11 protein-coding genes are annotated in these 14,266 nt (G+C 58.6%); 3 read left to right on the top strand and 8 right to left on the bottom strand.

Features of this window, described 5'->3' with window-relative positions; all coding sequences use genetic code 11:
- Positions 1–584: 584 nt before the first annotated feature.
- The 5 genes from glnA to ACXJJY_RS05960 all read right to left on the bottom strand — a co-directional run bounded on the left by glnA (position 585) and on the right by ACXJJY_RS05960 (position 7,862).
- On the bottom strand, positions 585–1,916 hold the full coding sequence (gene glnA / locus ACXJJY_RS05980) for a type I glutamate--ammonia ligase (RefSeq protein ID WP_456385971.1): 1,332 nt from the start codon (positions 1,914–1,916) through the stop codon (positions 585–587).
- Positions 1,917–2,063: 147 nt separating this feature from the next.
- Positions 2,064–4,685, bottom strand: a complete 2,622-nt coding sequence (gene glnD, locus ACXJJY_RS05975; RefSeq protein WP_456385969.1) for a [protein-PII] uridylyltransferase — start codon at positions 4,683–4,685, stop codon at positions 2,064–2,066.
- Positions 4,686–4,734: 49 nt separating this feature from the next.
- Entirely contained in the window at positions 4,735–5,073 is a 339-nt protein-coding gene (locus ACXJJY_RS05970) for a P-II family nitrogen regulator (RefSeq protein ID WP_456385967.1), read from the bottom strand.
- A 179-nt stretch (positions 5,074–5,252) separates the two neighbouring features.
- Positions 5,253–6,470: an ammonium transporter gene (locus tag ACXJJY_RS05965; protein ID WP_456385965.1), complete on the bottom strand. Its 1,218-nt coding sequence runs from the start codon at positions 6,468–6,470 to the stop codon at positions 5,253–5,255.
- A gap of 177 nt (positions 6,471–6,647) precedes the next feature.
- A complete protein-coding gene (locus tag ACXJJY_RS05960; protein ID WP_456385963.1) occupies positions 6,648–7,862 on the bottom strand; it encodes an ammonium transporter in 1,215 nt (404 codons plus the stop codon).
- Between the two features lie 463 nt (positions 7,863–8,325).
- Between ACXJJY_RS05960 and ACXJJY_RS05955 the strand changes: the two genes are divergently transcribed.
- Positions 8,326–8,694 (top strand): PilZ domain-containing protein, encoded by a 369-nt coding sequence (locus ACXJJY_RS05955; RefSeq protein WP_456385961.1) that lies wholly within the window; start codon positions 8,326–8,328, stop codon positions 8,692–8,694.
- Positions 8,695–8,701: 7 nt separating this feature from the next.
- Here the strand turns inward: ACXJJY_RS05955 and ACXJJY_RS05950 are convergent, their stop codons facing one another.
- The gene (locus tag ACXJJY_RS05950) at positions 8,702–10,132 is read right to left on the bottom strand and encodes a mannose-1-phosphate guanylyltransferase/mannose-6-phosphate isomerase (protein WP_456385959.1); all 1,431 of its coding nucleotides are present in this window, start codon (positions 10,130–10,132) and stop codon (positions 8,702–8,704) included.
- 71 nt (positions 10,133–10,203) lie between these two features.
- Positions 10,204–11,577, bottom strand: a complete 1,374-nt coding sequence (locus ACXJJY_RS05945) for a phosphohexomutase domain-containing protein (RefSeq protein WP_456385957.1) — start codon at positions 11,575–11,577, stop codon at positions 10,204–10,206.
- A gap of 157 nt (positions 11,578–11,734) precedes the next feature.
- On the opposite strand from ACXJJY_RS05945, the gene rfbA reads away from it, so the two are divergent.
- Positions 11,735–12,628: a glucose-1-phosphate thymidylyltransferase RfbA gene (rfbA, locus tag ACXJJY_RS05940; protein ID WP_456385955.1), complete on the top strand. Its 894-nt coding sequence runs from the start codon at positions 11,735–11,737 to the stop codon at positions 12,626–12,628.
- A complete protein-coding gene (gene rfbD / locus ACXJJY_RS05935) occupies positions 12,625–13,503 on the top strand; it encodes a dTDP-4-dehydrorhamnose reductase (RefSeq protein WP_456385954.1) in 879 nt (292 codons plus the stop codon). Before rfbA ends, rfbD begins: the two co-directional genes overlap by 4 nt.
- A gap of 1 nt (position 13,504) precedes the next feature.
- Here rfbD and ACXJJY_RS05930 read toward each other — a convergent pair whose 3' ends face one another.
- The gene (locus tag ACXJJY_RS05930; RefSeq protein ID WP_456385953.1) at positions 13,505–14,266 is read right to left on the bottom strand and encodes a UPF0280 family protein; all 762 of its coding nucleotides are present in this window, start codon (positions 14,264–14,266) and stop codon (positions 13,505–13,507) included.

The raw sequence follows: 14,266 nt of genomic DNA, 5'->3' as shown, positions 1-14,266 counted from the left end.
CATCCACAACTTATGTCCATTGTACCATGGTCCAATGGGATATTATTTTCTTTCAAACATTCTAAACAGCCAACAAAACACCCCTGGGCTGGTCTGCTCAAAAACAAACCTGACGCACGTATTTCCAAGTTTCCGGAAAAAATCGCATCCATCTCACCATTTTTCCGGAAAAAAAGCACCGAGCCACTCTCCAGCCAAATATCACAAAGGCAACACCTTGAAACAAAAGCACAAAAAAAATAGGCATCCTGCTTGCAACATTGACATAAAACAAAATATTTCCTGCCGGACGGGCAGAGGCCACAAGCAATACGTCTGGTATTGGCCGTACCCGTTACAACACAGCAGATCGGACTTTCTGCGACGCCATCAGGTTTAATCAAGAAGGAGAAGCACCGTCAGGAGGAGGGGTCGGGGAGAATGGCAACATCTCCGACCACCGGCGCATGCCCGGTCGGGCATGCGCCATTTTTTGAAAACAGAGCGCAACTCGCTGCAAAACGACAAAAGGCCGCTGTCCAGAAATGGACAGCGGCCTTTTGGTTGTTTCATTCCGGAAAATCGGAATTGTCTTCAGGCGACCTTTAGTACCGGGCGATATAGTTGTTGATCTCCCAGTCGGTCACGGCTGTGCGGTAGCAGTCCCACTCTTTTTCCTTGCCTTCGACGTACTTGGTGAAGATATGCTCACCAAGAGCATCCTTGGCAATGGGGTTTGCCTTCATGGCCTCGATGGCCTCATGCAGGTTGGCAGGCAGGCTGTCGATACCCGCAGCTTCCTTCTCGGCCGGAGTCATGGAAAAGATGTCCTGATCAACAGAGGGCGGGGCCTCAAGCTTGTTGACCACACCGTCCAGGCCGGACTTGAGCATAATGGCAAGAGCCAGGTACGGGTTGCAGGTCGGATCCGGACAACGGACCTCGGTCCGGGTGGCCAGGCCTCGGGCAGCCGGAATCCGGATCAGGGCGGAGCGGTTGGAAGCGGACCAGGCAATGTAAACCGGAGCCTCGTATCCGGGCACCAACCGTTTGTAGGAGTTGACCAGCGGATTGGTTACCGCAACAAAGCCCTTGGCGTTCTTGGCAATACCGGCGATATAATGATAAGCGGTTTGGCTGAGCTGCAGGGGACCGTTCTCGTCAAAAAAGGCATTGGTACCGTCCAGGTTGAAGAGCGACTGGTTGGTGTGCATACCCGAACCGTTGATGCCAAATACCGGCTTGGGCATAAAGGTGGCGTGCAGGCCGTACTTGGCGGCGATGGAACGGACAACCCACTTGAAGGTTACGGTGTTGTCGGCTGCGGTCAGGGCGTCGGCATACTTGAAGTTGATCTCGTGCTGACCTTCGGCAACCTCGTGATGGGAAGCCTCGATCTCAAAGCCCATGGCCTCCAGGGTGTGAATGATCTCCCGGCGGCAATCGATACCACAGTCATCGGGATCCACATCAAAATAGCCAGCCACATCATGGGTATCCGTGGTGGGACGACCGGCCTCATCCTTTTCAAACAGGAAGAACTCGCATTCAGTACCGACGTTCATGGTGTAGCCGAGCTCCCTGGCTTCGGCCAGGACACGCTTGAGGTTATTGCGGGGGCAACCTTCGAAAGGAGTGGAGCCGTCGGACTTGTAGATATCGCAGATAATCCGGGCCGCGTTGGTACCGTCCTGATTCCTCCAGGGAAGAACAGTGAAGGTGTCATAATCCGGCTTCAGGTACATGTCGGATTCGTTGATGCGGACAAAGCCGTCAATGGAAGAGCCATCGAACATCATGTCACCGTCGAGAGCTTTTTCGATCTGGCTGCGCGGAATAGCGATATTCTTCGTGAATCCGAAGATATCCACGAACTGCAGCCGGAAAAAATGCACGTTCTGCTCTTCAATGATTTTCATTATTTCATCGCGTGTCATGTTTCATCTCCTTTCAATTATTTGGATGATTGCCTTAAACCGGTTGACCCGGCGTTTTCACCTTATACCACTGGACCTGCCTGCCGGTGCCATACGGCCTGGCAGCTGCCCAGGATATACCATTTTCTTACTGAAACTTCATCAAAATCATGATTCGTCGGAATCCACGACAATGATGTGCAAAAGCGTGTTTCGGACCTTGTCCACCAGTTCCCCGTCGGTCAGCTTATCGCCGGACCGAAGGGTCACATAAAAAATATCGATGAGCTGTTCCACCTCGGTGGCTATCCGGGCCCGATGAATATCAAGATCAAAATCGGCCAGGGTCTGGGCAAGCCGGTACAGGGTGCCCGGCCGGTCGCCGCCATAGACCTCGATAACGGTGAAGCGCCTGGAGGTCTCATTGTCAACCACCACCTCCTGCACCAGCTGCTGGACCTTGCGCCGGGAACGAACCCCCACCACCCCGTGCAACCGCTTGTGCAACTGGTAGGTCACATCGAGCCGGTGATTCAGAGCCAGGTTGACATCGCGCTCCAGGGCCTCCCAGTCCTGTTCTTCGAAATCCGACTTGGCCACCGGCACCACATCAAGCACATCCACCACTGTTTTGTCGGGCCAGGTAAAAATCTGGGCCGCCAGCACCGAAAGGCTGTGCAGGGCCAGCACCCCGCAGAGCTTGGCCAGCAGGCCGGGCCGATCCTTGCTCATGATCAGCAGAGACCAGCTCCCGGGCCTGGCCTCGGGAAAGATCAGCACCTTCTGCTGCAGCACCATAGCCTGATCCCGGTGCAGCCGCAGGTGACGAACCACCATCTCGGGAGTAAAACTGGTCAGGTAGTCGGCCGGGAGCCGGGATACATCCATCCGCAGCTCTTCACCAGGTTCAAGGAGAGAAAGCACCTGCTCGCGCAACCAGTTGACACCCTGCTCTTCCGAGTCACCATCCACCTTGTCTCCGTCTCCGCAGCCGGCCTCAAGACAGGTCTTGAGCTTGAGAAACATGTCTGCCAGCAGGGTCGCCTTCCAGCTCGACCAGGCCGATGGTCCTGTGGCCCGGGAATCGGCAATGGTGAGCAGGTAAAGCATGGTCAGACGATCCACATCGCCGATGAGTCCGGCAGCCTGCTCGATAAAGGCCTGATCTTCCAGGTCGCGCCGCATAGCGTTTTCCGGCAGGTAGAGATGGTAGCGGACCAGAAAAGAAAGACAGGCCCGCTCCTCTGCCGGGAGTCCGAGCCGACGGCCGATGTCCTCAACCAGTTCGGCCCCGAGTATACTGTGATCCCCTCCCTGTCCCTTGCCGATATCGTGCAGGAGGGCGGCGAGATAGACCAGGTGCGGGGAGGCCAGGGAGAGGAACAGGTCCGAATCCTCCTGCTTGAGCCGGGTCAGTTCGGCCACAGTCTGCAGCTGATGCCGGTCCACAGTATAGATGTGGTAGAGATCATGCTGAGCCAGGGACTCCACCCGGGCAAACTCGGGAATGTAGGCCGTCAGCAGACCGGTCTCCAACATGGTTTCCAGAACCGGCATGGGGTCGAGCCCCATGAGAAGCTCGAGGAAGATCCCGGCCACCCGCCTGGAACTCCGGAACCGCTCATCAACCAGTCCCAGGTTGCCGCTGACCAGCTGCCTGGTCCGGTGGTGGATCGGCATGCCAGTCCTTCCGGCCTGGAGGAAAAGCCGCATCAGCAGATAGGGCCGCTGGTTCAGCTCAGCAGGGCGCACCAGACGGATAGTCCCGGAACGGAGCACGACGGCCTTTTCCAGATGTTTTTCATCCCGCCCGACACCGGTTATCCCCAGCACTTCATGCACATGCTCGAAGAAATAATCCGTGGTCACGGCAATAGTCTGCAGATGACCATACACCTGACGCATAAACTGCTCCACCCCGAGCAGCCCCTCCTGGTCATGATAGCCAAATGCAGTGGCGATCTCTTCCTGGTATTCAAAGATCAACTGGTCATTCTTGCGCCGGCTCACGTAATGGAGCCGGTTACGTATCCGGGCCAGCATGTCCCAGGACTCCTGGAAGGTTCGGCATTCTCCGGCCTGCAGCATGCCGGACTCTTCAATGGCCCGGAGATCGGCCAGCCCGAAGACCGCTTTGGCTACCCAGAGCATGGCCTGGATATCGCGCATACCACCCTTGCCTTCCTTGATATGCGGTTCCAGCAAGTAGGCATGACTGCCATACTTCGCCCGCCGCTGCTCCCGAAAATGATCCATGGTCTGAACAAAACGGTTGCGCTTGCCGTCGAGCAGCCTGGCCCGATATCGTTTCCACAGTTTGTCAAAGAGCTCTTCCGAACCGGCCAGAAAACGGGCGTCCAGCAGTGAGACCTGGAATATGAAATCTTCCCGGGCGAAATTGACCGCTCCCTTGACCGAACGGACCGAGTGGCCCACATCGAAATTGGCATCCCAGAGGGGATAGAGGATGGACTCGGCCACATCCTGCATATACCGGCCGGCCTTCCAGTCATGCAGGAGCAAAAGATCGATATCTGAAAACGGATACAGCTCCCGGCGGCCGTAGCCACCGAGAGCTATGAGGGCAATATTGCCGCGGGCACGGGCCACGGCCTCGGAAGCATGATACTGGTCGATGATAAACTGGTCGACCAGGGCCGTGTGCCGAACCAGGAGCTCATGCCCGGAAAGCCCCTGGCGCCACAGCTCTTCCAGGGCCTCCCGCTGGGCCCGCAGGTTCTTCTGCTGTCCGCTCACCTTGCGGCCCTGCCTGAATCGGCCCCCGACCATGGAGCATCAGCACCATGGTGAGTGACAGGGCAGACCGGATAATCCACCATCAGATAGCCTCGTGATCGGTCTCTCCGGTCCGCACCCGGACCACCTTTTCCACCGGCAGGACAAAAATCTTGCCATCCCCTATCTTGCCGGTCCTGGACGCTTCGATGATAGTCTCGATCACCTTGTCCACCTGCTCGGTATCGATAATTATCTCGATCTTGATCTTGGGCAGAAAATCAACGACATACTCTGCTCCACGGTAGATTTCAGTATGTCCCTTCTGACGACCGTACCCCTTGACCTCAGAGATGGTCATACCCTTGATGTCGATACCATTCAGGGCCTCTTTCACGTCATCAAGCTTGAACGGCTTGATAATGGCCTCGATCTTTTTCATAGATACCCTCTTTTCGGTTTATGCGAAAATCACCCGGACCATCCGTTTCCTGCCAGATGATTTCCATGGTTCATAGTGCCACGGGGGCAGGCCCTTGCCGACCCATGCCCATGGCTCTTCAGACTACAGTATAACCCGCACCCGCAGGACCGAAACCCTGCGGACAACATGGAAATAGTTTAATTATACGCTGTCTCCGAATGCTCGGCATAATCAAGACCCTGAACCTCGGCCTCCTCGCTGACACGCAGACCCATGGTGGAGTGGATCAACCGGACAAGGACATAACTGACCACAAAGGCATACACCCCGACCACAACCACGCCGATGAACTGGCTGACCAGCTGGGAGGCGGAGCCGGCGATCAGGCCGTCCACGCCGCCCGGATTCACTGCCCGGGAGGCAAAAACACCCAGAAGCAGGGTGCCGACCGCACCACCCACCCCGTGGATACCAACCACATCGAGACTGTCGTCATAGCCAAGCCTGGACTTGGCGCTCACCGCCAGGAAGCAGACAAGGCCGGCGACAATGCCGATGACAATGGCCGAATTGGGGCCGACAAAACCTGCTGCCGGTGTGATGGTGGCCAGGCCGGCAATGGCCCCGGACGCTGCTCCCAGCGTAGTCGGTTTGCCAAGCTTTATCCATTCCATAAAGGTCCACATGGCCATGCCCGACATGCCGGCCAGATGGGTGGCCACAAAGGCGGTCGCCGCCACCTCGTCCGCAGCCAAAGCCGAACCGCCGTTAAAACCGAACCACCCAAACCAGAGAAGCCCGGTTCCGAGCATGGTCATGGGCAGGTTATGGGGCATAAAATTTTCCCTGCCATACCCCCGACGCGGACCGATAACCATAATCGCTGCCAGGGCTGCGGCACCGCAGGTGACATGAACCACCAGGCCGCCGGCAAAGTCCAGCACACCCATCTTGCCAAGCCAGCCCCCCGCCCCCCAGATCCAGTGACAAACCGGATTGTACACCAGGATGGCCCACAGGAGGCTGAAGACCACGAACGGCGCGAAACGGACCCGTTCGGCAAAGGCACCGGTGATGAGCGCCGGGGTGATCACCGCGAACATGCACTGATAAATCATAAACACGACCTGCGGGATCGTGGTGGCATAAGTGTCACTGGGCGCCGTTGTCACTCCCTTGAGGGCAAACCAGGACAAATCGCCGATAAAACCACCGATATCCGGACCAAAAGACATGGTGTAGCCGATGTAAACCCATTCCAGCGAGATGATCGAAATCATGATCAGGCTCTGCATGATGGTACCGAGCACATTTTTACTCCGTACCATCCCGGCATAAAAAAGGGCCAGGCCCGGGGTCATCAACAATACCAGTCCAGCCGCCGCCAGGATAAAGGCGGTATCCGCTGCATTCATAACTGCTCCCTCCTGCGAGTATATTCGTCTTAATATTTACAAAAATGTAAAATTTAAGACATTATTGTAACGAAGAGAGCAAATTTATCAAGGAACAATTTACAACCATTCAGCAAAACGGGACTGGCCGCCGGCCCGAAGAACCGCCCTCGGGCCGGCAGGGTGTTTTTTCAATGATCAGAAAGTATAGCCGACCTCTTTGTGATCGCTCACATCCAGGCCCTGAACCTCGTCCTCCAGCTCTGCCCGCAGCCCGATCACCAGATCAATGACCTTGAGAATGGCAAAGGTCAGGACCATCGAGTAGCCGATGGCAGCAGCCGCACCAATGGCCTGAACAACCAGCTGATTGGCGTTGCCGTACAGCAGGCCATTGGCCCCATCGGGATTCCAGGCCGTGGAGGCGAAGATACCGGTAGCCAGAGCGCCCCAGAGGCCGCCAACACCGTGGACGCCGACCACGTCCAGGGCATCGTCATAACCAAGCCGCGACTTGGCAAGGACAGCAAAGTAACACAATGCTCCGGCGACCAGACCGATCAAAATGGCCGACATGGGCCCGACAAAACCGGCCCCCGGCGTAATGGCAACCAGACCCGCCACCGCACCGGACGCAGCGCCAAGAGTGGTTGGCCTGCCCTGAACCTTCCACTCGGCGAGGACCCAGGACACTGCACCGGCCCCGGTGGCCACCTGGGTGGTGAACAGGGCCAGCACGGCTATCGGCCCGGCAGAGAGGGCGGACCCGGCATTAAAGCCGAACCAGCCAAACCAGAGTACTCCGGCTCCCAGGATGGTCATGGGCAGGTTATGGGGATGCATGGCTTCCCGCCCCCAGCCCTTGCGCTTGCCGATAACAATGGCTGCCACCAGAGCCGCGGCGCCGGAATTAATGTGAATAACCGTGCCGCCGGCAAAATCCAGCGCCCCCATCTCACCGAGCCAGCCACCGCCCCAGACCCAGTGACAGACCGGAAAATAGACCAGAGTCGACCAGAGAATAGTGAACAGGACAAAGGCGGTGAACTTCATCCGCTCGGCATATGCTCCGGTGATCAGCGCCGGCGTGATGATCGCAAACATCAGCTGAAAGGCGACAAAGAGCAGGTCCGGAATGGTATCGGAATACGGGCCGACACCCGTGCCCACACCCTTGAGGCCGAGATACTTAAGGCCGCCGATAAAGCCGCCGATATCCGGGCCAAAGGAGAGGGTGTAGCCATAGACCACCCAGATAATGGAGATAATCCCCAGACAGAAAAAGCTCTGCATGGTCGTGGACAACACATTCTTCGACCTGACCAGCCCCCCGTAAAAAAGCGCCAGACCCGGAGTCATGAGCATGACCATGGCGGTCGCCACCAGCATAAAGGCGGTATCACCGGAATTCATAAAACACTCTCCTTATTTTTCCTTTTTCTTGTTTTTGTCTTCTGCACCACCCTTGCTCTGATTTTTTTCAGAGACAGGAAAAGTACAGATCAAACCACCTGTGCCAAATCCTCCACATCCTGACACAGGAAACCAGTCAAGGAGAGAATATCAAACGACATGCCAAACCAGCGCAAAAGAGGTAACATATTGACTTTAAAGGAATTACCTGCAACACTCGGTAACCACCTTCATCAACAAACCCTCACAACAATGTCAATTTTGTCAAAAAAAGTTACAAAGATGTGATTTTACGCAAGGCAGGCCACCGGCGGAACGCCCGGAGTCCCGGGCCTGGTCCGGGAAGCACGGTTTGACAAGAATAGTGGAACAATGTAGAATTTCTGAATTCGGTAAAATATACTGTCACGCCCCGGCAGAGAACAGCGGCGGTCGAAACTGAAACCACCTGGACAAAGATTCCATGACCAAAGAACGAAGGCGCGAGATTCGACCGGAGTCCCTGAACCTCCTGGACTACCTTGTGGTGGACAAGGACGGGAAACAGGGCGAATACTCCATGGGCAGAACCATCAATGTCAGTGAAGGCGGAGTTCTCATCGAAACCCATCTGCCCCTGCCCATGGGCCAACAGGTTATGTTGACCATGGGCCTCAAAGATGAGCTGGTGGACGTGATGGGCAGGGTTGTCCATACCAAGACCGTGGCCGGTCGGCACCAAAGCGGCATCGAGTTCTTCCACCTGGCCCGGAATGACAAAAAAGTCATTTCGCACTACGTCAGGACCTTCCACAAGCTCTATCCCGAGGCTAAAGACCAGCCCCTTTTCTGAAAAACCCCTACCCTGACCTTCCGGTCTTTTCCTCCTGGCGCCCGTACACGTCATCAAAGCGGACGATATCATCCTCGCCCAGGTAGCTGCCGATCTGGACCTCGATGAGCTCCAGAGGAATCACGCCGGGATTTTCCAGCCGATGACGGCAGCCGGCCGGAATATAGGTGGACTGGTTTTCAAACAGGAGAATCTCCTCATCCCCCACGGTCACCCGGGCCGTACCCGCCACCACCACCCAGTGCTCATGCCTATGATGGTGCATCTGCAGGGACAGCTTGGCCCCGGGATTGACGGAGATCCGCTTGATCTGAAACCGACCGGCCAGCTCCAGGCTCGTATAGCTGCCCCAGGGACGGTACACGGTCCGGTGAAAACGGAACTCATCCCGGCCTTCCTTTTTCAGCCGTTCGACGATCTTCTTCACGTCCTGGGAACGCTCCAGTGGCGCCACCAGCACCGCATCCGCGGTCTCGAGGATCATGGTGTCGCGCAGCCCCAGGGCCGCCACCAGGGTATCCGAAGCCCGTATCAGGCAGTTCTCCACATCCTCGACCACAACATCACCGTAAAGAACATTGCCCCGCCCGTCCTTGTCCGAGACCTCGTACAGGGTCTGCCACGAGCCGATATCACTCCAGCCCATATCGGCCTCCACCATGGCGGCCCGCCCGGTTTTCTCCATCAAGGCGTAATCGATGGAATCGGACGGGCACCGGGCCATCTGCTCGGCCGCGAACCGGAAAAAGACCCCATCCCTTGTTCCTCTGGCCACAGCCTCACCCATGGACTCGACAATGTCCGGGGCATACCGCGTCATCTCCTCGACCAGTGTTTTGATGGTAAAGGCAAACATCCCCGAGTTCCAGAAGTAGCGGCCGCTTTCGACATATTTCCGGGCCGTCTCCAGATCCGGCTTTTCGACAAACTTTTCCACCCGGCTCCCCTGCCCCCGGGCGATGTAGCCATACCCGGTCTCCGGCCGCTCGGGGACAATGCCAAAGGTGGCCAGGTAGCCGTCCCGGGCCAGGACTTCCGCCCGGGTCACCGCCTCGACAAAGGCCTCGGGCCGGGTCACCAGGTGATCGGCGGGCAAGACCAGGAGAACCGCGTCGTCGTCACCCACATGTTCTCGACCATACAGGGCCGCGCCACAGATGGCCGGAGCCGTGTTGCGGCCCGCCGACTCGAGAAGGAGATGATAGCGGGGAAACGTTCCCAGTTCCTCCACCTGGTTCTTCACCAGAAACCGGTGCTCTTCGCCGACCACGATGACGGGCGGCAGGACACCGGAAAGCAGGGCCACCCGCTCGAGCGTCGCCTGGAGCAGCGAAAGATCACCCAGCAGCCGGATGACCTGCTTGGGATAGAGCTCGCGGGACAGGGGCCATAGCCGGGTACCGGTACCACCGGCAAGAATGACGGGTTGTATGGACATGCAGGACTCCTTTACATCGTTGTTTACATCAGGTCCGGCCGGCAAGGCCAGATCCCTGGCGGGCCGCCTGTTCAGGAGCGAATCAAAGCCAGGAGCTCGTCGGTCTTTTCCCTGAGCAGAGCCTGGTCGCCCCGGGTTTCCACATTTAACCGCAGCACCGGCTCGGTGTTGGATTTACGGAGATTGAAGCGATAGCGGGGATAGCTCACGCTGAGCCCGTCGGTGTAGTCCTTCTCGCCATCACCGTAGCGCTCCTCCACCCTGGCGATCACCGCGTCCGGATCCGAAACCCGGGAGTTTATTTCCCCGCTGACCGGGTATTTCTCCATCCGCTCATCCACCATGTCGGCCAGCGGCGTCCCGCTGCGACCCATAAGCTGGGCCACCAGGAGCCAGGGGATCATCCCGGAATCACAGTAGCCAAAATCACGGAAATAATGATGGGCCGACATCTCGCCCCCGTAGACCGCATCGAGCTGACGCATCCGCTCCTTTATGAAGGCGTGGCCGGTCTTGGTCATCACCGCCCTGCCGCCGGCCTCGGTCACCATCTCGATGGTATTCCATACCAGGCGCGGATCATGGAGGATGGTGGCCCCGGAATGCCTGGCCAGCATGGCCACGGCCAGGAGCCCCACCATATAGTATCCCTCGATGAACCGGCCGGTATGGTCGTAGAAGAAACAGCGGTCAAAATCACCGTCCCAGGCGATACCGAGATCCGCCCCGTGTTCGCGCACGGCCCGGGCCGTGGCCTCGCGCTTTTCCGGCAGCAGGGGATTGGGCACGCCGTTTGGGAAAGTCCCGTCCGGCTCCCAGTACAGTCTGACAAACTCGAACGGCATCTTTTCTGCCAGCAGGTCCACCACCGGGCCGGCACAGCCGTTACCGGGATTGACCACCAGCTTGAGCGGCGGCAGCGATGCAACGTCCACGTAGGAGAGCAGGTGGTCGATGTAGGCAGACTTGTCCTCGGCCCGGATACAGGTCCCGGGCCGGCCGGAAAAACGGGCCTGCATGTCGGCGAACCAGGACTCGGAAGCTGCTTTTTCGGCCACCGCATCCAGGCCCGAATCCTGCGAGACGGGTCGGGCACCGCGCTGGACCAGCTTCATGCCGTTATAATCGGCCGGATTATGGCTGGCCGTGACCATGATGCCACCGTCGACCCCGTCCTTTTCTCCGGCAAACACGGCAAAATAGACCTCTTCCGTGCCGCAGAGCCCGATATCGACCACATCGATGCCATGGGAGGTCAGGGCCTCCACCAGGGCCTGCGCCAGCTCGGGACTGGAGAGCCGCATGTCACGGCCGATAACCACCCTGCGCATACCAAACTGATCGGCAAAGGCCAGGCCGATCCGACGGACGATATCACTGTTGAGTTCGTCGGAGAGACGACCACGGACGTCATAGGCGGTAAAACAGCTAAGGGGAGCAGCCATGGGGAAACCTCTGTTGCTATCGGTTGGGTTTTAATGTATTAAGACTGTCACCACGCCTTATGGTATATTATTCAAAGGATTTGGTCCAGTTAGAAGCACAAATTCATCAAAACCCCTGGCGCAGTAGCCTAAAGGGTCATGCAAGGAACCTTGATCAATGAAGGGCATCGTTCTTGCCGGCGGCTCCGGCACCCGGCTCTATCCCCTGACCCGGGTGATCAGCAAGCAGCTTATCCCGGTCTATGACAAACCGATGATCTACTACCCCCTTTCCGTGCTCATGCTGGCAGGTATCCGGGACATCCTGATCATCTCCACGCCCTACGACCTGCCCCGATTCTCCGAACTCTTCGGTAACGGGCACGACCTGGGGCTCAACATCTCCTATGCCGAGCAGCCAAGGCCCGAAGGGCTGGCCCAGGCCTTTGTTATCGGCCGCGATTTCATCGGCAACGATTCGGTTTGCCTGGTCCTGGGGGACAACATCTTTTTCGGCCACGGGTTTGCCGACATCGTCAAGCGGTGCAGCCAGCTCACCGACGGCGGCATCATCTTCGGCTACCTGGTCAAGGATCCCCAGCGCTACGGTGTGGTCGAGTTTGACCGGGACAACAGGGTGATCGGCATCGAGGAAAAACCGGCTCATCCCAAGTCACGCTACGCGGTCCCGGGCCTCTACTTTTACGATAACGAGGTGGTCGACATTGCCGGCTCCATCAAACCATCGGCCCGGGGCGAACTGGAGATAACCGATGTCAACAACACCTATCTGCAACGAGGCAAGCTGAAGGTGGAACTGCTGGGGCGGGGTTTCTGCTGGCTCGACACCGGCACCCACGACTCCCTGCAGCAGGCGGCCAGCTATGTCCAGGCGGTCCAGGAACGCCAGGGTCTCAAGATCGCCTGTCTGGAAGAGATCTCCTACCGGCTGGGTTATATCGACCGGGAGCAGGTGGAGCGGCTGGCGACAAAAATGATGAAAAACCAGTATGGCCAGTACCTCATGCAGCTGCTCCAGGATACCATTCCCGATGGACGGGCCGAACAGTGAAGATCCTGATCACCGGTGGAGGCGGCCAGCTCGGGCAGGACTGCCAGGCCGTTCTTTCTGAAAAGCATAGCGTCGACGCTCTGACCTCCGTCCGGATGGACATCACCGACCAAGATCAGGTGCACGAGATGGTCCGGAAGCTGGCCCCCGAGGTAATCATCAACTGCGCCGCCTACACCCGGGTGGACCAGGCCGAGGAGGACAGGGAACGATGCATGGCGGTCAACGGTTCGGGCCCGGCCCATCTGGCCCGGGCCGCCAGGAGGCAGGGAGCCCGGCTCATCCATATCTCCACCGATTATGTCTTTGACGGCAGAAAACCGGTCCCCCAGGCCTGGGTGGAAGGGGATCCCACCGACCCGCTGTCGACCTACGGCCGGAGCAAGCTGGCCGGCGAACAGGCCATTGCCCGGGAGATGGACAATTTTCTCATACTGCGCACGGCCTGGCTCTACGGCATGGGCGGGCCGAATTTCCTCAAGACCATGCTGCGGCTGACCCTGGCCAACCCCGAACACACCCTGCGGGTCGTGGACGACCAGTATGGCTCGCTCACCTGGACCTGGCGCCTGGCCAGGCAGATCGAAACCCTGCTGTCGAGCGAAATGACCGGCATTGTCCATGCCACGGCCGAGGGCTTTTCCACCTGGTTTGCCGGCGCGGATCACTTCCTGCGCGCCATGGAGATCCCGTACCGACTCGAACCCTGCACCACGGCCGATTACCCCACCCCGGCCCCTCGACCGACCAACTCGATCCTTGAGAACAAACGGCTGAGCGAGGCGGACATCAAGTGCATGGTCCCCTGGGAGGAGGACGTGACCCGCTTTGCCCACCTCCACCGGGAAGCACTGCTGGCCGAGGCCGGTTGCTGACTCAGGGTTCCACCAGCTCAATATCGCCCCAGGCGCCGAGCTGCTCACCGACGATAACGAGCACCCCGGAGATTCCCTCGATCCCGCGGGCAACCTCCAGGGCCCGCTCCACCGGCCTTCGGCCCGTGGCCTCGTTTCCAAGGCGTGTGGCCGCGGCATCGGCCAGGGCAGTGGACGGGGCGGTCACCACCACCGCGTCCGCCTGCCCGAGACTGAGCGAGTGGCCGATGGCCCCGGAGGAGCAGCAGACCCCCAGAGGCATCCGTTCTGCAGCTATCCGCAGCCCCACCCGTCCGCTCAAGGGGGATTCGCCGGCATAGACCGAAACCACACTCGCCACCTGCCGGGCCAGGAAGATATCACCACCGTTCTCCACGATCACCTCGGCGACATCGTCCCTTGCCAGCAGCCCACGGCCCACGGCCTCGGCCACCATCCCGGCCACGGCCGCCATGGGCCCGACCCCGGCCCGGTGGCCGGCCGTCAGCATCTCCCTGACCAGTACCGGTGCCTGCGTATCATCGGGTAGCGGAACCAGGGATTTAAGAAAGAGGGGGTGGTCAGCAATGTAGTGTTCAAGCTGTCGCCGTGTTTCGGTAACCAGCAGCAGGGCCGGATCCTCCACCTGGCAACTGGCCAGGATATGGAGATCGGTCTCCACCATGCGGACAAAGGTGGAGACCAGTCCGCTGTCGGCTACCCTCCGGTACGCACGTTCCCGGTAGGCTTCCGGTGTCTTTTTCCGGCGTGGTCCACGTTTCAT

The sequence above is a fragment of the Desulfolithobacter sp. genome (assembly GCF_054025815.1).
This window is presented reverse-complemented; position numbering and strand designations above follow the sequence as displayed.

Excerpts from the sequence above, each read along its gene's own strand:
- glnA (WP_456385971.1), bottom strand. The coding sequence starts at position 1,916 with ATGACACGCGATGAAATAATGAAAATCATTGAAGAGCAGAACGTGCAT.
- glnD (WP_456385969.1), bottom strand. The coding sequence starts at position 4,685 with ATGGTCGGGGGCCGATTCAGGCAGGGCCGCAAGGTGAGCGGACAGCAG.
- ACXJJY_RS05970 (WP_456385967.1), bottom strand. The coding sequence starts at position 5,073 with ATGAAAAAGATCGAGGCCATTATCAAGCCGTTCAAGCTTGATGACGTG.
- ACXJJY_RS05965 (WP_456385965.1), bottom strand. The coding sequence starts at position 6,470 with ATGAATGCAGCGGATACCGCCTTTATCCTGGCGGCGGCTGGACTGGTA.
- ACXJJY_RS05960 (WP_456385963.1), bottom strand. The coding sequence starts at position 7,862 with ATGAATTCCGGTGATACCGCCTTTATGCTGGTGGCGACCGCCATGGTC.
- ACXJJY_RS05955 (WP_456385961.1), top strand. The coding sequence starts at position 8,326 with ATGACCAAAGAACGAAGGCGCGAGATTCGACCGGAGTCCCTGAACCTC.
- ACXJJY_RS05950 (WP_456385959.1), bottom strand. The coding sequence starts at position 10,132 with ATGTCCATACAACCCGTCATTCTTGCCGGTGGTACCGGTACCCGGCTA.
- ACXJJY_RS05945 (WP_456385957.1), bottom strand. The coding sequence starts at position 11,577 with ATGGCTGCTCCCCTTAGCTGTTTTACCGCCTATGACGTCCGTGGTCGT.
- rfbA (WP_456385955.1), top strand. The coding sequence starts at position 11,735 with ATGAAGGGCATCGTTCTTGCCGGCGGCTCCGGCACCCGGCTCTATCCC.
- ACXJJY_RS05930 (WP_456385953.1), bottom strand. The coding sequence starts at position 14,266 with ATGAAACGTGGACCACGCCGGAAAAAGACACCGGAAGCCTACCGGGAA.